The sequence below is a fragment of the Candidatus Neomicrothrix sp. genome (assembly GCF_035329545.1).
Lineage (GTDB): Bacteria > Actinomycetota > Acidimicrobiia > Acidimicrobiales > Microtrichaceae > Microthrix > Microthrix subdominans.
Genome location: NZ_DAOLGP010000051.1, coordinates 1 through 18911 on the forward strand (window position 1 = coordinate 1; position 18911 = coordinate 18911).

Annotated in this window: 19 protein-coding genes, 1 tRNA gene and 2 riboswitches; of the genes, 12 read left to right on the forward strand and 8 right to left on the reverse strand. The window is 69.3% G+C overall.

The annotated features are described in order from the left end of the window. Positions 1-256: 256 nt before the first annotated feature. A tRNA-Pro gene (locus PKD89_RS18315) sits at positions 257-331 on the forward strand. Positions 332-421: 90 nt separating this feature from the next. Continuing rightward, on the forward strand, positions 422-1900 hold the full coding sequence (locus PKD89_RS18320) for an amidase (RefSeq protein ID WP_324332746.1): 1479 nt from the start codon (positions 422-424) through the stop codon (positions 1898-1900). Here the strand turns inward: PKD89_RS18320 and PKD89_RS18325 are convergent. Then, entirely contained in the window at positions 1897-3111 is a 1215-nt protein-coding gene (locus PKD89_RS18325; RefSeq protein WP_289012285.1) for a glycosyltransferase, read from the reverse strand. The two genes, PKD89_RS18320 and PKD89_RS18325, sit on opposite strands and share 4 nt — an antisense overlap. Positions 3112-3164: 53 nt before the next feature. On the opposite strand from PKD89_RS18325, the gene PKD89_RS18330 reads away from it, so the two are divergent. Then, the gene (locus PKD89_RS18330; RefSeq protein WP_289012287.1) at positions 3165-3929 is read left to right on the forward strand and encodes an SOS response-associated peptidase; all 765 of its coding nucleotides are present in this window, start codon (positions 3165-3167) and stop codon (positions 3927-3929) included. Between the two features lie 70 nt (positions 3930-3999). Here PKD89_RS18330 and PKD89_RS18335 read toward each other — a convergent pair whose 3' ends face one another. Continuing rightward, positions 4000-4449, reverse strand: coding sequence for an HIT family protein (locus PKD89_RS18335; protein WP_287378207.1), 450 nt, complete (start codon positions 4447-4449; stop codon positions 4000-4002). A 68-nt stretch (positions 4450-4517) separates the two neighbouring features. On the opposite strand from PKD89_RS18335, the gene PKD89_RS18340 reads away from it, so the two are divergent. From PKD89_RS18340 to msrB, 9 genes are all read left to right on the forward strand, one after another. Next, the gene (locus tag PKD89_RS18340) at positions 4518-5180 is read left to right on the forward strand and encodes a CDP-alcohol phosphatidyltransferase family protein (protein WP_289012289.1); all 663 of its coding nucleotides are present in this window, start codon (positions 4518-4520) and stop codon (positions 5178-5180) included. Between the two features lie 43 nt (positions 5181-5223). Beyond that, positions 5224-5598 carry a glycine cleavage system protein GcvH gene (gene gcvH / locus PKD89_RS18345; RefSeq protein ID WP_287378204.1) on the forward strand — a complete coding sequence of 125 codons (375 nt, stop codon included), beginning with the start codon at positions 5224-5226 and terminating at the stop codon, positions 5596-5598. Further along, positions 5598-6038 (forward strand): FHA domain-containing protein, encoded by a 441-nt coding sequence (locus PKD89_RS18350; RefSeq protein WP_287378201.1) that lies wholly within the window; start codon positions 5598-5600, stop codon positions 6036-6038. The genes gcvH and PKD89_RS18350 overlap by 1 nt, the downstream gene beginning before the upstream one ends. A gap of 3 nt (positions 6039-6041) precedes the next feature. After that, positions 6042-7202: a hypothetical protein gene (locus PKD89_RS18355; protein WP_289012291.1), complete on the forward strand. Its 1161-nt coding sequence runs from the start codon at positions 6042-6044 to the stop codon at positions 7200-7202. 54 nt (positions 7203-7256) lie between these two features. Further along, on the forward strand, positions 7257-7754 hold the full coding sequence (locus PKD89_RS18360; protein ID WP_287378196.1) for a bifunctional nuclease family protein: 498 nt from the start codon (positions 7257-7259) through the stop codon (positions 7752-7754). A gap of 202 nt (positions 7755-7956) precedes the next feature. Next, on the forward strand, positions 7957-8460 hold the full coding sequence (locus PKD89_RS18365) for a MerR family transcriptional regulator (RefSeq protein ID WP_287378195.1): 504 nt from the start codon (positions 7957-7959) through the stop codon (positions 8458-8460). Then, positions 8457-9566 (forward strand): glycine cleavage system aminomethyltransferase GcvT, encoded by a 1110-nt coding sequence (gene gcvT, locus PKD89_RS18370; RefSeq protein ID WP_289012292.1) that lies wholly within the window; start codon positions 8457-8459, stop codon positions 9564-9566. The genes PKD89_RS18365 and gcvT overlap by 4 nt, the downstream gene beginning before the upstream one ends. 133 nt (positions 9567-9699) lie before the next feature. After that, entirely contained in the window at positions 9700-10332 is a 633-nt protein-coding gene (msrA, locus tag PKD89_RS18375) for a peptide-methionine (S)-S-oxide reductase MsrA (protein WP_289012293.1), read from the forward strand. A 22-nt stretch (positions 10333-10354) separates the two neighbouring features. Then, complete coding sequence (msrB, locus tag PKD89_RS18380) at positions 10355-10789, forward strand: peptide-methionine (R)-S-oxide reductase MsrB (RefSeq protein ID WP_287391833.1); 435 nt, start codon at positions 10355-10357, stop codon at positions 10787-10789. Here the strand turns inward: msrB and PKD89_RS18385 are convergent. The 6 genes from PKD89_RS18385 to PKD89_RS18410 form a co-directional block, all read right to left on the reverse strand. Continuing rightward, positions 10749-11780: a TIGR03617 family F420-dependent LLM class oxidoreductase gene (locus PKD89_RS18385; protein ID WP_289012295.1), complete on the reverse strand. Its 1032-nt coding sequence runs from the start codon at positions 11778-11780 to the stop codon at positions 10749-10751. The two genes, msrB and PKD89_RS18385, sit on opposite strands and share 41 nt — an antisense overlap. A 24-nt stretch (positions 11781-11804) precedes the next feature. Next, positions 11805-13013 carry a Bcr/CflA family efflux MFS transporter gene (locus tag PKD89_RS18390; RefSeq protein ID WP_324332754.1) on the reverse strand — a complete coding sequence of 403 codons (1209 nt, stop codon included), beginning with the start codon at positions 13011-13013 and terminating at the stop codon, positions 11805-11807. Continuing rightward, a complete protein-coding gene (locus PKD89_RS18395) occupies positions 13010-13273 on the reverse strand; it encodes a DUF167 family protein (protein WP_287391838.1) in 264 nt (87 codons plus the stop codon). The genes PKD89_RS18390 and PKD89_RS18395 overlap by 4 nt, the downstream gene beginning before the upstream one ends. An 11-nt stretch (positions 13274-13284) precedes the next feature. After that, positions 13285-16230 (reverse strand): aminomethyl-transferring glycine dehydrogenase, encoded by a 2946-nt coding sequence (gene gcvP, locus PKD89_RS18400; RefSeq protein ID WP_289012297.1) that lies wholly within the window; start codon positions 16228-16230, stop codon positions 13285-13287. Positions 16231-16259: 29 nt separating this feature from the next. Then, a riboswitch (glycine riboswitch) is annotated at positions 16260-16354 on the reverse strand. 1 nt (position 16355) lies between these two features. Then, positions 16356-16452, reverse strand: a riboswitch (glycine riboswitch). A 137-nt stretch (positions 16453-16589) separates the two neighbouring features. Then, positions 16590-17657, reverse strand: coding sequence for a serine hydrolase domain-containing protein (locus PKD89_RS18405; RefSeq protein ID WP_289012298.1), 1068 nt, complete (start codon positions 17655-17657; stop codon positions 16590-16592). A gap of 34 nt (positions 17658-17691) precedes the next feature. Next, the gene (locus PKD89_RS18410; protein WP_289012299.1) at positions 17692-18693 is read right to left on the reverse strand and encodes a hypothetical protein; all 1002 of its coding nucleotides are present in this window, start codon (positions 18691-18693) and stop codon (positions 17692-17694) included. Positions 18694-18911: the final 218 nt, after the last annotated feature.

Genomic DNA, 18911 nt, shown 5'->3' on the forward strand with positions numbered 1-18911 from the left:
TTGCCGGACCGTCCGAGCCTGGTTCCGCTGCGCCCGCCGTGCCGTACACGCTCGTCGGTTCGCCCTCCGACGGCACCCCGCCATCGACGCCCGAACGCCGCTCCTCGGGGCCTTCCGGGGTCGATTCCCGGCCCTCATCGCTGGTGTCGCCGACGTGATCGCTCATCGCACCGACGCTACCGCCCACCCGACGGGGCCGGCGTCGCCGGCTCGGTTCGTGACCACGGCGTCCGACCGATACACTCACCCGCTCACTCGGGCTGTGGCGCAGTTTGGTTAGCGCGCTTGACTGGGGGTCAAGAGGTCGGGAGTTCGAATCTCCCCAGCCCGACTCCAACACGACTACCGGGTCCCCTGCGATCGCAGGGGACCCGGTGCTCTTTTCGGCCGGAAGCAGGCGGGCGGGGCCTACCATCGGCCCATGACTCCAGCCGAACTCTCCGAGATGGATGCCCTCAGCCAGGTGGCGGCGATTCGAGACGGATCGCTCAGCAGCGTCGAGGCGGTCGAGGCGGCCATCGCCGGCGCCCAGGCGGTCGACCCGTCGCTCAACTGCATCGTTCACGAGCGCTACGACCGCGCCCGCGCCGAGGCGGCGGCGGCCGACGGGGCACCGGCGGGGGAGCGAGGCCCGCTGCACGGCGTGCCCATCGTGGTCAAGGACCTCGACGGCACGCTGGCCGGCGAGCCCCACTGGGCGGGGAGCAACTACCTGAAGCGGCTGGGATACGTCGCCACCGAGGCCTCGATCCTGTTCCAGCGCCTCATCGACGCCGGCGCCATCATCATCGCCAAGACCAACACGCCCGAGCTGGGGCTGGTGCCGTCGACCGAGCCGACCTCGGTGGGACCGTGCCACAACCCGTGGGACCTGGACCGCTCGCCCGGCGGCTCGTCCGGCGGCTCGGCGGCTGCGGTGTCCGCCGGCGTGGTCGCCCTCGCCCACGCCGGCGACGGTGGCGGGTCGATCCGCATCCCGGCGTCCAACTGCGGCCTGGTCGGCCTGAAGCCGTCGAGGGACCTGGTGCCGACCTACCCGGACATCGACCCGTGGGGCGGACTCGTCGCACGGCTGGGCGTCACCCGCACCGTGGCCGACACGGCCCTGCTGCTCGACGTGCTCGCCGGGCCGGACAACCTGGCATCACCCCAGGTGCGGACCGACCGGGCGGTCAGCTACCTGGCATCGCTCGACGGACCGGTCGGGCCGATGCGCATCGCCTGGACCTCCGCTGTACCGGGTGGAGGCACCATCGACCCGGCGGTTGCGCAGACGGTCGCCACCACCGCTGAGCTGCTCGCCGACGCCGGCCACGACGTGGTGGAGGCCACCCCTTCGATCCTCACCGACGAGGCCTACTACGGCCAGGTGATCGGCTGGTTTCTCGACGCGTTCTCGGTGTGGGTGCGCCGCAGCGTCGACGAGCTTGAGGCGCTGGGTGGGGAGCCGGTCGGGGAGGGCGACGTCGAGGCACACACCTGGGCGCTGCGCGCCGCCGGCGGCGATGTGCCCGCCCACCGCTTCGCTGAAGCCGTCGACGGCCTGATGCGTGTCGGCCGGGAGGTGCGGGCGTTCCTCGAGAAGCAGCCCTACGACGTGCTGTTGACGCCGGTGTGTCCCGAGGTGCCCTGGCCGCTGGGCGGGTTCGGCCCCGAGGCGGACAACCCGATGGCCGCGGTCATGCGCTCCGCCGCGCTGGTTACCTACGCCTCGCCGTTCAACATCTCCGGCCAGCCCGCCATCTCACTGCCCGTTGCGGTGACCGACGGTCTGCCGATCGGGGCTCAGCTGGTGGGCCGCTGGGGTCGCGATGATCAGCTGCTCGCCCTGGGCGCGCAGCTCGAGGAGCGGCTTGGCTGGCAGCACCGGCGGCCGCCCACCCACGTCGCCGACCTCTAACCCGCCACCCGTTGCTCCTCGTCGCGTTCCCGACGACGCCAGGTGAGGTTGACGTTGAGGAAGTAACTGGCCTGGAAGGCGACCAGGATGGCGATCAGCTGCTGGAGGGCGGCGGCGACCCCCTGGGACAGCGGCCCCTCGACCAGGTTGATGATGTCGAGCCACTTGGCGACCGCGAACTGAATCATCAGGCCGTACGCCGAGATGATGAAGAACAGCCCAAAGCCCACCGCCAGGCGTGAGCCCTGGTAGCGGTTCTCCCAAAACGTGAACCAGTTGTTGGCGGCGAAGGTCACCAGCAGCTGGGCGATCAGCCCGACGAGCACGGGAACCGGGAGCGGGTCGATCGCCTCGGATCCGGTCGAGATCGAGCCGAGGCCAACCGCCTCGCCGACCACGATCACTGCGAAGTTGACGCCGACGCCGAACAGGCCGACCAGCGTGTACAACAGCAGCTGAGGCTTGACGATGTGGCCGAAGCGCAGGTCGAACACCGCCAGCAGGTAGGACCGGATCACCGACGAGTTCAGCTTGGTCTCGCCGGCGGTTCGGCTGCGGAACGTGTAGCCCATCTCGGCCACCCTCAGCTGGGGGCGGCGGCCGAGGAACTCCAACAGGATCTTGAACCCCTGCGGGTTGACGTCGGGGGCCGCGTCCTCGAAGGCCTCCCGGCTGATGACGAAGTAGCCCGACATCGGGTCGGAGAGCGGCACCCGGAGGAACAGCCGGGCGATCAGCGTGGCCACCCACGACACGAGGCGGCGCGAGCGCGACCAGTCGCCGTAGCTGCCGCCGTCGCTCGCCCGCGAGCCGACGCAGATGTCGGCGTCCCCGCCGGCCACCCGCTGGGCCATCGCGGCCAGGATCGCCTCGTCGTGCTGCCCGTCGGCGTCGATCACGCCCAAGGTCCGCCCCTCCGCCAGCTCCATGCCGGCGAGGACGGCCGGCGACAACCCCTTGTCGTGGAAGCGACGCAGCACCCGCACCCGCTGGTGATCCTCGGCGTAGGCCTCGGCCAGCTGCCAGGTCTCGTCGGGGCTGTCGTCGTCGACGACGATGATCTCGTAGGTGATCCCGACGAGGGCCGACTCCACCCGTTCGAGCAGGCCGACGATGTTCTCGGCCTCGTTGTAGGTGGGGGTGATCACCGACAACAGCGGGGCCGCCTGAGGCCGGGGCTGAGCTGCGGAGGAGGCGGGGGGATGAGTCATGAGGGGATGGATCGCGGCGGGGGACCGGACGCTGAAACGGTAGCCTGCCAGGCGTGTGCGGTCGCTTTGTCTCCACCACCCCACCCGACGAGCTGGCCTCGTACTTTCAGGTCGACGCCAACGGCGTCGAGACCCCCGGGACCGACGGCGCCGATCGACCGCCCGGTCGTTACAACGTGGCGCCGACCGCCGAAGTGTTCGTCGTCTACGAAGACGGCGACCTGCGACGCCTCGACGGCTTCCATTGGGGACTGGTTCCCAGCTGGGCGAAGGATCTCAAGATCGGCAACCGCATGATCAACGCCCGTGCCGAGACCATCGCGGAGAAACCGGCGTTTCGCCGGGCGTTCGCCAAGCGGCGCTGCATCGTGCCCGCCGACGGCTTCTACGAGTGGACCCAGGAGCCAGACCCGACCAAGCCGGGGAAGCAGCGCAAGCAGCCCCACTTCATCTCCCGCCCCGACGGGGAGCCCTACGCATTCGCCGGCCTGTGGGAGCGGTGGCGGGGCGACCTCAACGGTGACGGCACCGAGACCGAGGTGCGCTCGACCACGATCATCACGACAACCGCCAACGAGCCGATGGCGGAGCTGCACGACCGCATGCCGGTGATGCTGGCGCCCGGCGACTGGGAGGCCTGGCTCGACCCGACCAACGCCGACGTCGACGCATTGGGTCAGCTCCTGGTGCCCGCACCGCCACGGCTGATCACCCACCATCCGGTGAGCACCGAGGTGAACAACGCCCGCAACCAGGGCCCACAGCTGATCGACCCGGTCGACCCGCCCCCGGTCAACGAACAGCTCGGTCTGGTCTAACCCGCCAACTCGGGAGCCCGGACGACCGTCAGGAGGTCGTTTGCACTCCCGACTTCACGTGGTGGTGGGGTTAGGCCGGGGCGGCGCCGTCGAGGTGCTCGCGGATGGCCTGGGCGGCGGCATCGAGGGACTCGGCTGAGGCACTGCCATCGGCTCGGGCAAAGTCGAGGTCGGACTCGGACTCGATCGGCAGCACATGCAGGTGGCAGTGCGGCACCTCCAGGCCGGCGACGATCAGGCCGATGCGGGTGGGGGAGAAGGCCGCCATCTGCGCGTCCCCGATCCGTCGGGCCAGATCGTTCATCTCTGCCCACAACGGGGCGGGCACGTCCAACCAGTGATCGATCGGTTCGACCGGCACGACCAGAACGTGGCCCGGGCGCAGCGGGGCGATCGTCAGGAATGCCACCTTGTCGGCGTCGCGCCACACGAAGCGGCCGGGCAGCTCACCCTCGATGATGCGGGAGAAGATGGTCGGCTGGGGCATTTCCGCGGTGTCGTCCGGGCCTCGTTCGCTCATGAGGACCGATCGTAGGACCCCGCCCGGCCACGCGTCGTTCCTTTGCCGGCCACCGCTACGATGGGTGCGTGACCCAGCGCTCGCCAGGTGCCGACGCCGACCAGCCCGCCGTCCCGATCATCACCGGGCCGACCGAGGCCGAACTCGGTCGCATCGTCACCGTCCCCAACCTGGTCACCCTGGTTCGGCTGGCCCTCATCCCGGTGTTCCTCTGGGTGCTCTTCGGGCTGGACCGGCCCGGGCCCGCCGCCGTGCTGCTCGGGTTCATCTCGGCCACCGATTGGGTGGACGGCTACGTCGCCCGCCACTTCAACCAGGTGTCCAACCTGGGCAAGGCGATCGACCCCGCCGCCGACCGTGCCCTGATCATCTTCGGCTTCGGCGGCATTTTGGTGGCGGGTGCGGTGCCGACCTGGGCGGGGATCATCGTGCTCGCCCGCGAGGTGCTGATGTCCGCCTGGGTGCTCGGCCTGCTCGCCGCCGGGGCCAAACGGATGGACGTCACCTGGTACGGCAAGGCGGGCACGATGGCGCTGATGATCTCGTTCCCATCCTTTCTCGCCTCGACCGACACCGAATGGGCCAGCGGCGTCACCACCTACTTCGAGTGGCAGGCGTGGCTGGCCCTGATCCCGGGACTGATCTTCAGCTTCGTTGCGGTGGGCCAGTACATCCCTCGGGGCCTGACCGCCCTCAGGGAGGGCAGGGCGGCCCGGGCCGAGACCGCCTAGGGGTGCCCGCGGCGGGTGGTCCGGTCGGGTAACCTCCGCCTTCATGGACGTGCCTGACGACCTCTCATATTCCAAGGACCACGAGTGGATCCGCGCCGACGATACCGGCCGTCGGATCGGCATCACCGACTATGCACAGGACGCGCTCGGCGACGTCGTGTTCGTCGAGTTGCCCGACGTGGGCACGACGGTGACCGCCGGCGACAAGGTGAGCGAGGTCGAGTCGACCAAATCGGTTTCCGACATCTACGCGCCGGTGAGCGGCACGGTGGTTGCGGTGAACGACGACCTGGACGCCAACCCCGAACTGGTGAACTCCGACCCGTACGGCGACGGCTGGTTCATGGTGATCGAGACCGCCGATGGCTCGGAGCAGCTGATGGACGCAACCGCCTATCGAGAGCTGACGGAGGGCTGATGGCCGGGGCGCTGATCTGCGCTGTGTGCTCCTCGACGGCGCCCGCTGAAGCGCGCTTCTGCCCGGCCTGCGGATCGCCCCTGCCCGAGGTGGAGCAACAGCCCACCGGTGTGCTCGCAGCGGTTGGGGCCGAACCGGCGGTCGGCACACCCATCCTGATCGTCACCCGCGGCGCCAACGCCGGCAGCCGTTTCGCCATCGGTGAGGGCACGACGATGATCGGCCGTCACGAGGACAGCGACATCTTTCTCGATGACGTCACGGTGTCGAGGCAACACGCCCAGCTCCTTCGTTCGCCGGACGGCATCGAGGTTCAGGACTCGGGTTCGCTGAACGGCACCTACCTCAACGACCGACGCATCGAACGGGCACCGCTCAGCGAAGGCGATCGCCTCCAGGTCGGTAAGTACAAACTGCTCTTCGTACTCGAGGTGGCCTGACACGTGAACCCATCAGATGATCTGACCGTCGGTGAAGTGTTGTCGTTGCTTCAGGAGGACTATCCCGAAGCGACGCTCGGTCGGCTGCGGGAGTTTGAGGACCTGTCGCTGATCACCCCCGAGCTGGGCACAAGCGGTCATCGGCGTTACCCCGCGGCAACCCTGGATCGGCTGCGTTGGGTCCTCGACAAGATGCGCGACGGGTTCGACCCGGCCGATCTGGTCGACGAGTCTGGGCAACCGACGACGCCTCAACCGGAGAGCGACCCTCGGCCGAGCGGATCGGCGGCCGTCGTGCGCAAGAAGTCCGGCGGGGAACCGCCGGCGGAGCCCACCCTTTTCGAGGCCGATCAAACCCGGGTTCAACCCCTTCCCAAGCTCGCCTCCAAGAAGGCGGCACGGAAGTCACCGACCCCGGTCAGCGAGGACACCGCAGCCCACAGCGTGGTGCAGGCGTCGGCCAAGCCCCCGGCCGCCTCACCCCGGCGGCAGCCCGAGCCACCGCCGCAGCCCAAGCCTGCACCCAAGCCAAAGACCAAGGCAAAGACCAAAGCCGCTTTAGCACCAGAGCCAGAGCCAGAGCCGGCCAAGCCCGTCGAGCCGCCGGCCCCCCCGACCCGTGCCGAGCACCGGGAACGCCGGGCGCGCATCGAGGCCGTTTCGGCCCTTCAGGAGCCGCCACCGACCGAACCGGTTCCGCGTCCCCGCCCGTCGCGCACGCGAGACCTGCCGAGCGCGACCGAGGCGACCGAACTGCTCGCCCGGCCGGACTTCCTCGCCGAGGTCGGCCTCGACGAGGAGACGCTGGGCGACATGGAACGTTTCGCGGTGATCAGCCCGGTCACCATCGGCGGCACGTCCTCCTACGATCAGTCCGCCGTGCTAATCGGCAACATCGTCGCTGAACTGCTCGAGCTCGGCTACGAGGCCCGACACCTCCGCATGTTCCGCATGGCCGCCGAGCGCGAGGTGGACCTGTTGCGCCAGATGGCGCTGCCCTTGCTGATGCAACGAAATCCGGTCGGGCGCGAACAGGCGCGCGAGCGCCTCCAGAAGACCGCCGACCTCGGTGCCCGGCTCAACTCCGCACTCGTCGCCGAGGGCGTCGCCGAGCTGATCGACCACTCCGGTGCCGACGCCGCCGGGCCGACGAACGGCCGGTGAGCATCGCCTCGTACGCCTCGGTCCGGCCCCAGGACACGGCTACACTGGGTCGCAGTGTCTGAGTCCACGGTGCAGATGGAACTTGTCGGTGTCCGGCGGGAGAACCCGGGCGATGCGTTCGTTGTCGACCTACGCGAGACCGACTCCCCCCGTCGCATGCTGACGATCTTCATCGGGGTGGGGGAGTGGCAGGCAATCCGCTTTGCCCTCGAGGGGCGGGCCACACCTCGGCCGCTCACCCACGACCTGATGCAGTCGGTGATCGAGTCGCTGGGAGCGACCCTCGACACCGTCGTCATTACCGACCTGCGCGACGAGGTGTACTACGCCGAGCTTCGGCTGTCGTCCGACGACTCGACGATCACCGTCGAGTCCCGTACCTCCGATGCACTTGCCATGGCTGCCCGGGTGGACGCCGACGTGATGGTGGCCACGTCGGTCCTCGAAGCCGCCGGCTACCGGGATAACGACGACGAACAACCCGAGTCGGTCATCGCCGAGTTCCGGGAGTTCATCGATACGGTCACCCCCGACGACTTCGAAGAATCCTGACCCGGCCGGCCGCCGGCGCGGGCATCGTTGTCGGGGGGTGGCTCACTCGCTAGGGTGAGTTTCAACGTTGTGATTCCTCGGTCCGTCGGCGACGAGAGCGACCGGGGCGATCACCGGACACGTCGAGTAGCCGTGTCGACGGGACAGTCAACCGGGCACACTGCGTCGGCACCGGCCGCGCACCGAGGTTCAGGAGCAGCTTGTGGCCATCAGCCAACCCAACCCCGTGATCGACGCCGGCTACAGCGGCAAGCGCACCGCTGAGATCGTCGGCATCTCCTACCGCCAGCTCGACTACTGGGCTCGCACCGACCTGCTGCGCCCGTCGATGAGCGATGCGAGCGGTTCGGGCTCACGCCGGCGCTACAGCTACCGGGACCTGCTCGAGTTGAAGGTGATCAAGAGCCTGCTCGACGCCGGCATCAAGCTCGAACAGGTGCGCAACGTGTTTCACTACGTCAAGGAGCGCCTGGGGGAAGACGTCACCACCGCCAACCTGGTGATCCAGGGCCGCACGTCGGTGCTGGTCGACGACGGCGAGGAACTGATCGACGTGCTTCGCCACGGCCAGGGCGTCCTCAACGTGCTGCCGCTGGGCACGGTCCAGGCCGACCTGGACGCAGCAATCCACAGCCTGCACCCCGACTCGGCACCGGCATCGCTCGACGGCGGGACGAACGCCGACCCCGCAGCGCTCGCCCAGTGAACGATCAGCAGCTCAAGACCTCGCCCCTCAACGATCGCCACGAGGCGCTCGGCGCCAAGCTGGCACCGTTCGGCGGCTGGAACATGCCGCTGTCGTACCCGGAGGGCACGCTGGCCGAGCATCGCGCCACCCGCTCGGCGGCCACCGTCTTCGACGTCTCCCATCTGGGCACGGTCCGCGTCGAGGGCCCCGGCGCCTTCGACCGGCTTCAGGCGGCGTTCACCAACGACCTGACCAAGGTGTCACCGGGCCGGGCCCAGTACACCCACCTGCTCTCCGAGGACGGCTCGGTTCTCGACGACATCATCGTGTGGTGGGTGGATGACCAGCGCTTCGACGTCATGCCGAACGCCTCCAACACCTCCGACCTGTTGGCTGCGCTCGGCTCCAGCGACGCCGGGGAGGACTCGATCGACGATGTGACCTCGACCCGGGCCGTACTCGCTGTGCAGGGGCCGGCGGCCCGACGGCACCTGGAAGCTGTGGTCCCCGAGGCCGCCGACGTCGGCAGGTTTCGGGTGACGACCGTGACGACCGATGCACTCGGTTACCGGCCGGTCGAGTTGGTGGTGGCCGGCACCGGCTACACCGGCGAGGACGGCGTCGAGATAGCCCTGCCCATCGACCACGCAGGGGTGCTGTGGGACCGCCTGATCGCCGACGGCGTCGCCCCGGCCGGTCTGGCCGCCCGCGACACCCTGCGCCTGGAGGCCGGGCTGCCACTGCACGGATCCGAGCTGGGTCCGGGTATCACCCCGCTGAACGCCCGATTGGGCTGGGTGGTGGCATGGAACAAGCAGGCCGGTTTCCCCGGACGGCAGGCGCTGGAAACCCAGCGGGCCGCCGGCGCGTCTCCGCTGCTCTGGGGGTTGCGCACCGAGACCCGCCGCCCGCCGCGGTCCGGGCAAGAGGTCCGCTCGATCGAGGACGGATCCGGTTCCAAGGTGGTCGGCACGGTGAGTTCGGGCAACTTCTCACCCGAGCTCGGGGTGGGCATCGCCTTGGCCTTCCTCGACACCGACATCCAACCCGGTGACCAGGTCGTCATCGACCAGCGGGGCACCGACGTGCCCGCCACCGTCGTCAAGCCACCGTTCCTGGCCTGACCCGGCGATGCTGGGCTGCCCGACCTCATCTGGGCCGGGTAGAGGGAGAGACTGAACAAAACCGACCTGAGACGTCGGGAATCGTCACGCCGTCACACCGGTTGTGGTCACTACGCCCCCAGAACGGAGACACATGTTTGGTCGCAAGCTCCCCGCACCGCCCCCGGCTCCCGAGGATTGCCTGCCGGGTCGGGATCAGCAGATGCCGGTGCCCGAGGCCCACGCCGTCAACGGCCATCCTCTGCAGGGCCCGTGGCCGGAGGGCCTCGACACCCTCGTCGTCGCCATGGGCTGTTTCTGGGGCGCCGAGCGCCTCTTCTGGCAGCTGCCTGGCGTGTACAGCACCGCTGCCGGCTACGCAGGGGGCACCACGCCCAACCCGACCTACGAGGAGACCTGCACGGCCCGGACCGGCCACACCGAGGCGGTCCTCGTCGTGTTCGACCCGGCGATCGTCGCCCTCGACGAGCTGTTCAAGGTGTTCTGGGAGAACCACGACCCCACCCAGTACATGGGCCAGGGCAACGACATCGGCAGCCAGTACCGCTCGGCGATCTACACCAACTCACCCGAGCAGGCCGCGGCGGCCGACGCCAGCCGCGACGCCTACCAGAGCAAGCTGAGCGAGGGGGGCTTCGGTCACATCACCACCGAGATCGCCCCGGTGGGGCCGTTCTATTACGCCGAGGACTACCACCAGCAGTACCTGGCCAAGAACCCGGGCGGGTACTGCAACCACGGCTTCTGCCAGGTTGCCTACGCCTGAGTTTCCACCCCACAGCCAACCGATGACGACAAGCGAGGAATCAACTGTGAACACCGACCAGAACCAGGGAGACCTGCGAGAGCGCCTGACGCCCGAGCAGTACGAGGTAACCCAGAACGGCGGCACCGAGCGCGCCTTCACCGGTGCCTACTGGGACACCAAGGACGCCGGCGTGTACCGCTGCGTCGTCTGCGACGAGGCCCTGTTCGACAGCGACACCAAGTTCGATTCCGGCACCGGCTGGCCGTCGTTCTTCACCGCGATCGGCGACGACAAGGTGAAGCGCATCGAGGACCGCACCCTGGGCATGACCCGCATCGAGGCCCGCTGCGCCAACTGCGATGCCCACCTGGGCCACGTGTTCCCCGATGGGCCCAAGCCCACCGGCGAGCGCTACTGCATGAACTCGGCGTCGCTCACCCTGGATCCCGCCGCAGGCGAGGATTCAGGGCGGTGACCACCTCGACGAAGTGACCAGGGTCGGGCGCCCGGTTGTTGACCAGGCTCACGTGATCCGAGATGCCTCCCAGTCGGCGCCGTAACGCCGGTGCAATGGCGTCCGGCTCGCCGACGACGGCCACCTCCTCAAGGAACTCGTCGTCGATCAGCTCGGCCATTTCACCCCACTCGCCGCGTCTGGCCCGGGTCTTCAGCTGGCCGTGAAGATGGCCGCGCCCGTGCAGGTCGAGCACCGGCCGGTAGGCGGGCGTGGTGCCATAGAACGCCAGCTGGGCCCTGACCGCCTCCCGTGACCGCTCCAGTTCGGCCTCATCCCGGCCGGTCACCACGATGGTGACGCAGGTGAGTTCGACGTCGGCGGGGGAGCGCCCGGCTCGAGCAGCGCCCCGGGCGATCGCCGGCACGGTCAGTTCCTGCAGCGAGCGACGGGTGTTCAAAGGGTGCACCAGGAACCCGTCGGCCACCTCGCCAGCAACCTCGGTCATCAGCGGTCCGACACCGGCGGTGAGGATGGGCGGTGGACCGAACGGGTTCGGGCCGGGATCGAACGCCGGCACCATTCGAGTGTGGCGGTAGAACTCGCCTCGAAAGTCCAGTGGGTCGCCGGTCTCCCACGCCTCCCAGATCGTCCGGATGGCCAGCACCATCTCGCGCATGCGCGCCGCCGGGCGCGACCACTCCATGCCGTAGCGCTCGACGATGTGGGGCCGGACCTGAGAGCCCAACCCCAGCGCAAAACGGCCGCCGGTGATCGTCTGCAGGTCCCAACCGGCGTTGGCCAGGGTCATCGGCGTGCGGGCGAACGCGATGGCGATCGCCGTGCCCAGCTGGATGTGCTCGGTGTGTTGGGCGGCGACGGCGAGCGGCAGAAACGGGTTGTGCTTGGCCTCGAACGAGAAGGCCCGGTCGTAGCCCAACGCCTCGAGCTCCGCGTAGATCGTCGGCGCCTCGGTAAGGTCGTCGGTGGGCACCGTCATCGATACGTGCATGCGCCCAGCGTGGCAGGTTTGGCCTCAGGAACCCCGGCCGCTCCACAGCAGCGCTCCCAGCCCCGCTGCGCCGAAGACGGTGGCCCCGACGAGCATTGGGGTCACCGTGGCACCGATCCTGGCGTCGACCAGGGCGGCGAGCAGCGCCCCAACGCCGAGTTGGCCGAGACCGAGCACAGCGCTGGCCATGCCCGCCTGGTCGGCCATCGGTCCCAGCGCAATCGCTGCGCACATCGGGGTCATGATCATCGACATGGCGTTGGCGACGAGCGCCCAGGCGAACCAGGCCCACAACGGCGGCACACCACCCCAGGCGATCGCCACCGTCAGGCCGGCCAGCCCCGCCAGGACGAACACCCAGGCGGCCCGGACGGCCATCGGGCGCACCCCGAAGCGTGAGATCAGACGGTTGTTCACCAGCAGCGCCGCCGCCATGCCGACGCCGGAGAGCCCGAACAGCAGCGTGAACTGCGAGCTGCGCCCGTAGATGCGATCGATCACCGGCTGGGCGCTGCCGAGCCAGATGAAGAAGGCGGCTCCGAAGAACGCCTGGGCGATGATGGCCCACAGGGTCACCCGGGTGGTCACCACCGCTGCGAAAGCCCTGGTGATGGGCCGGATGCGCAACGGCTGGCGATGTTCGGGCGCCAGCGTCTCGCCGAAGGCGAACGCCCAGGCCAACGCCACGGCCGCCAAGGCGATCGCCACGGCGAACACCGCCCGCCACGAGCCGGTGAGCAGGATCCACTCGCCGATGAACGGCACGACGATCGGACCGATCAGGAAGACGGCCGTCACCAGCGACACCACCCGGGCCATGCGCTCGCCGGCGTACAGGTCGCGGGCGATCGCCATCCGCAGCACCGCCGGCGCAGCGGCGCCAAGTCCCCAGATGAAACGCCCGACGAGCAGCATTCCCAGGCCGTTGGCCGTCGCCGCCCCCAACGCGCCCAGCGCATAGACGCTGAGGCCGACCATCATGATCGGACGGCGGCCGAAGCGGTCGGCGAGCACGCCGAAGATCAGTTGCCCAATCGCCATGCCGACGAAGTAGGGGGTGCCGGTGATCGCCGGGCTGAGCCCACGGGCATCGAGGCCAAAGTCCTGGCGCAGCTCGTCGAAGGCGGGCAGCGCGGCGTCGATGCCGAAGGCCATCAGCACGCTGACGAAGGCCAAGAACGCCACGACGGCCACCTCGGAACGCGCCGGGGTCGCACCGACCCGAACGCTCACACCGAACCCAGCAGTTGCGCCGCCCGCCCAGCGACCCGGTCGGGCACCTCGACGCGTTTAGCCCGACCGGTGTGGCCACCGACGATCCGCACGTCCCGCTTGGGCACCTCGAGGGCCTCGGCCAGCGCTGCCACGACGGCGACGTTGGCCCGGCCGTCAACCGCCCGCGCGGCGACGGCGACGACCAGGGCATCGCCGTGACGCCCGCCGACCCCGGGCCTTCTCGACCCGGGCTTGGCCCACACCGCCACGATCGCCACCGGAGGTTCCGTTAGGCCTCGGCCAGCACTTCGATCGGCGGACACGAGCACACCAGGTTGCGGTCGCCGTAGCCGCCGTCGATGCGCGACACCGGCACCCAGTACTTGTTTCGGCGCAGCTCGGGCAGCGGGTAGGCGGCCAGCTCGCGGCTGTACGGGTGGGTCCACTCGTCGACGAGCAGGTCCTCGGATGGGTGCGGGGCGTTGACCAGCGGGTTGTCGTCCGCCGGCCAGGTCCCGTCGACCACCCGGTCGATCTCGGAGCGGATGGCGATCATCGCGTCGCAGAAACGGTCGAGCTCGGCCTTGGACTCCGACTCGGTCGGTTCGACCATCAGCGTGCCCGTCACCGGGAAACTCATCGTCGGGGCGTGAAAGCCATAGTCGATCAGCCGCTTGGCCACGTCCTCGTCGGTGATGCCGCTCTCCTTGGTGAGCGGTCGCAGGTCGAGGATGCACTCGTGACCCACCCGGCCGCGAGCCCCCGTGTAGAGCACCGGGTAGTGGGCATCGAGACGCTCGGCCACGTAGTTGGCGGTGAGGATGGCCCCGGACGACGCGGCGGTCAGACCGTCGGCACCCATCATGGCGATGTAGGCGTAGCTGATCGGCAGGATCGAGGCGGAGCCCAGGGGGGCGGCAGAGACAGCACCAACCCGGTCGGTCCGCTGGACATCGCCGGGGGAGAAGCTTCCCTGATCGGTGGCCGGAATGAACGGCGCCAGGTGCTCACGCATCACGACCGGGCCGACGCCCGGTCCGCCACCGCCGTGGGGGATGCAGAACGTCTTGTGCAGGTTGAGGTGGCTGACATCGGCGCCAAACTTGCCGGGCCGGGCCAGGCCGACGAGGGCATTGAGGTTGGCGCCGTCGAGGTACACCTGACCGCCCGCGTCGTGCACAGCGGCGCAGATCTCGCTGATCGCCTCCTCGAACACGCCGTGGGTCGAGGGGTAGGTGACCATGAGGGCAGCCAGCTCGGCGGCGTGCTCGTCGATCTTGGCCTGCAGGTCGACCGTGTCGACGTTGCCCTCGTCGTCACAGGCGACGACGACGACGTTCATACCGGCCATCACCGCCGAGGCGGCGTTGGTGCCGTGCGCCGATGATGGGATCAAACAGACCTGGCGCTGCGTCTCGCCCCGGCTCTGGTGATAGGCCCTGATAGCGAGCAGCCCGGCCAGCTCGCCCTGGCTGCCGGCGTTGGGCTGGATCGAGGCGGCGTCGTAGCCGCAGATGTCGACCAGCCAGCGCTCGAGGCGGCGGGCCAGCTCGGTGATGCCGGCCAGCTGATCGGCGGGTGCGAAGGGATGCAGGTCGGAGAACTCCGGCCAGGTGACCGGCAGCATCTCGGTGGTGGCGTTCAGCTTCATCGTGCAGCTGCCCAGCGGGATCATCGAGCGGTCGAGCGCCAGGTCGGCATCGGACAGGCGCCGCAGGTAGCGCAGCATCTCGGTCTCCGTGCGGTGGCTGTGGAAGGTCGGGTGCGTGAGGAACGGGGTGGTGCGAACGAGGTTGGCCGGGATCAGCCCAGTGGTGTTTGCGTCGGGGTTGGCGACGGCGGCGCTCAGCGCGTCGGCCACCCCCTGGCGGTCCATGGCGACGTCCCCTCCGGCGATTGCCACCAGGGCGTCGGCGAGGGCGGCGGGGGTGGTGGTCTCGTCGACCGACAGGCCGACGGTGTCGCCGTCCACCCGGCGCAGGTTGATCTCGCACTCGAGCGCGGCGGCCAGCACCGCGTCGGCCCGGCCGGGCACCGACACCCACAGGGTGTCGAACGCTGCCCCGGTCACCACCTCGACACCATTGCTGCCCAGTATCTCTGCGGCCTCCTCGGTGAACGACACGATGCGCTCGGCAATGTCGAGCAGTCCCTCGGGCCCGTGATAGGTGGCGTAGCTGGCGGCCATCACCGCCAACAGCACCTGCGCCGTGCAGATGTTGGACGTGGCCTTCTCGCGCCGGATGTGCTGCTCGCGGGTCTGGAGGGCGAGGCGCATCGCCGGACGGCCGGCGGCGTCGACCGAGACGCCCACCAGGCGCCCGGGCAGCGAGCGGCGCAGCTTGTCCGTCACCGCCATGAACCCGGCGTGCGGGCCGCCGGCGCCCATCGGCACACCGAAGCGCTGGGCGGATCCGACCGCAATGTCGGCGCCCCACTCGCCTGGTGGGGTCAACAGGGTGCACGCCAGCAGGTCGGTGGTGACCGCCACCAGGGCCCCCGCCTCGTGCAGGGCAGCGGTCAGCGGGCTGAAGTCGCTGATCGTGCCGTCGGTGGCCGGGTAGGCGAGCAGCGCTCCGAAGTAGTCGGCGGCTTCGACGCCACCGCTGCGAGGATCGACCAGGTCCAGCTCGATGCCCAGGGGCGCCGCCCTCGTGGCGACCACGGCGATCACCTGCGGGTGGCAGCGAACGTCGACGAGAAACTTGGTGGCCTTGCTCTTCGACTGGCGACGGCACAGGGTGAGCGCTTCGGCGGCCGCGGTGGCCTCGTCGAGCAACGACGCACCGGCGAGGTCCAGGCCGGTCAGGTCCTGCACGACGGTCTGGAAGTTGAGCAGCGTCTCCAGGCGGCCCTGGGAGATCTCGGGCTGGTACGGGGTGTAGGCGGTGTACCAGGCGGGGTTCTCCAGCACGTTGCGCTGGATCACGGCCGGGGTATGGGTGCCGTAGTAGCCCTGCCCGATCATCGACGTGACCACCCGGTTGCGACCCGCCAGCTCACGCAGGTGATCGAGCAGCTCGTGCTCGGCCATCGGCCCGGGCAGATCGGTCAGCCGAAGCGGCTCGTTGTCGCGCACCGACGTGGGCACGGTGGCATCGATCAGCTGGTCCATCGTCTCGAAGCCCAGAGCGGCGAGCATGGCGACGGTCTCGTGTGAGTCGGAGCCCAGGTGGCGAGAGGCGAAGCTCCCGACCGGGGCGGACTCATGGGACTGAACTGGGGAAGTGGACACCGGTGACTCCAGGCGCGTTTGAGGGATCGAGCCCCCCCGCTGTCCATGGTGCCTGAGAGCTTCACCGGGTCGGTGCCCGGTTTTCCCCTTCGGCGAGGGCGGTTGCCCTGCTTTCCAGCGTGTGCCTGACCCGGGCGGTACCGGTGCCTGAGAGATTCCGGGGTGGTTGCTCCTCCGGCGGCCGGGCGGCGTGAGCCCCCGACGCTCTTCCGTCCGAGATGGTCGGCTTCAGTTTCGTCCCAGCGTAGCCGCGGCCGCCCCCCACCCGAATCGGGTGCAGCGGACGAACTCTGCCGCTTCAACGTCGTAGACCGCGCGATAGCGACAGAGTTCGACCAACACGGGTCACGCCGTGGCGCTCAGCCCGTGCCGGTCAGGGCCTCGAGCAGGTCCCAGCGCCACTGTTGCAGCGCCGGTGCGCACTCGGCGGGGGTCTTGCCGAGGCGCACGATCACCGTGTCGGCGCCAGGGACCACCGTGATCGACTGGCCCTCGTAGCCGTTGGCCCAAAACACTCCCAGCTCGGAGTCCGCCTTCACCCACCACTGCTCGCCGTAGCCGGTGCCCTCGTCGTCGAAGGACAGGAGGCGGCGTGCCCGATCGGCCCAGCCCTCCGGCAGCAGCCGGCGCCCGTCCCACATCCCGTCACGCAGATACCATAGGCCAAACCGCGCAAAATCCCGGGCGGTCGCCCACACGTACGACGAGCCGACAAACGTGCCGGCGTCGTCGAAGCGCGGATCGGCCGAGGTCATCCCCAGCGGACCGAAGATGCGCTCGGCCAGGTGCCGTGCCATGGCGGCCTCGCCGCCCCCGAGGGCATCGCCGCAGAGGCGGGACAGGATGTTGGTCGTGCCCGACGAATAGACAAACTCGGAACCCACCGGAGATTCGAGGGGCAACGAGGCCGCGTAGTGGGCCATGTCGGCCCGCTCGTCACCGAAGAGCATGCGCAGACAGGTGGAGGCGTCGGGATCGACGTAGTCCTCCACCCAGTGCAGCCCACTTCGCATCGCCAGCAGGTCGGCGGTTCCGATCGACGAGCGGGGGTCGGTGGGCTCGGCCCACTCGGGCACCGGCGCCCGTTCGTGCGGGTCGATCGCTCCGTCGAGCACCAAGGCGCCCAGCGCCGCCTGGGTGATACTCTTGGCCATCGACCACGACACGAGAGGCGTGTCGGCATCGGTGTCGGGGCCGTAGCGCTCCAACACCAACCGTCCACCCTGGATGACGACGACCGCCAGGGTGAGCGCCAGGTCGTCGTGTGGCTGGTCGGCGAACGCCTGGGCCACCAACGCCTCCACCGCGCCCTGATCGTGGGCGACCAACTCGCCGGTCGGCCACTGCTCGGTCGGCCAGGGCACCCCATCGGGTTGCGCCGGCAAGGGTACGAGCTCGTATTGAGGCCAGTCTCCAGGTGCGTTCATCGTGGAAGTTCCTCCATCTTTGCTCGTCGGAGCGTTAGATCGGGCGACCAAACGGCAGCTCGTCCTGCCAAGTGCTGAGAAACGCCTCGGCGGCGTAGCATGCCTCGAGCACCAGGCCGTCGTCCCCGCCGGGGAGGGAGGCGAGCGCCTCGGTAATGCGGTTGCGGGCCTCGGCGCGCAGCGACTCGAGGTCGGCCCCGTCGTCGGGCCACTGCGCCAGCAGCGGCCCGGCCACCGTCACGAAGTCGGGCAGCACACGGCGATCGGCCCGCTGGGCCACGGCCAACGCCCGGGTGGTGACCGCCAACCTGGCGTACGGGACCACGATAGGGGCGGCGATCTGGGCCATCCGATGATGGTCGACCGAGTTGGTCTTGGCGCCGACCAGCGCCAGGTCGGCCTGGGTGTGCAGGCCGTCGTCCACCGGATCGCCCGGCGGGTCGATGTCGGTGTTCCCGACCGAGGCGGCCAGCGTGTCGAGCGCGTCGGAGTCGAAGCCTTCGGTGCGTTGGCGGGACCCGATGGCCACGACGGTGGCGCCGGTGGCGACCGCGGCGCGGGCCAGGCGGATCTCGTCAGGGCTGGAGCCGTCGATGCTCACCCGGGCACCGTCGAGTGGTCCGTGGGCCCAGGCCGCAGCGGCGAGCACGCCCTCGTCGGCCAAGGAGCCAACGACCGAGGCATCAAAACACATGGCGCTGCGCGTATCGGCGTCGCGAAGCGGAGCCAGGTCGTCGGCGGACACACCTTTGGCGGCATCGAGGAAAACCCGGCGATCGCCTAACGCCTCGGACACGTTGGCGACGAACGCGGCAACCGAGTCGTTGCGCACCTTGGGGTCAGCGCTGATGCCGGCCGATGCCCCGGACACCTTCATGCCGAGGATCCCGTAGCTGTAGGTCACCGACCGGGCCAGGTTGGTAGCCCCGTCCTTGAGGATCTTGCGCGCCCACCGAACGATGCCGGTGGCGTCGGGGGCGTTGGGCAGGTCGACGAGCACGAAGCCGCCGCTATCGGGTACCGAGACGTAATCCACGTCGCCGAGTTTGCCAGACGAGCCCAGATCGTGGTGATTGCGGCACCAGACCGGCTTCGGAGCAGCCGGGGACTGTGTGAGCAACCCCCCGAAAGCTCACACAGTCACCCAGCTCATCAAAGGAGGAATGAGATTCCTCAACTCCGATGTGATGTGGCTGAGGTTAGCCAACCGCCGGAGCGTTGTCACGCAGAACTTGTGGGCGGTCTCACTTTTAG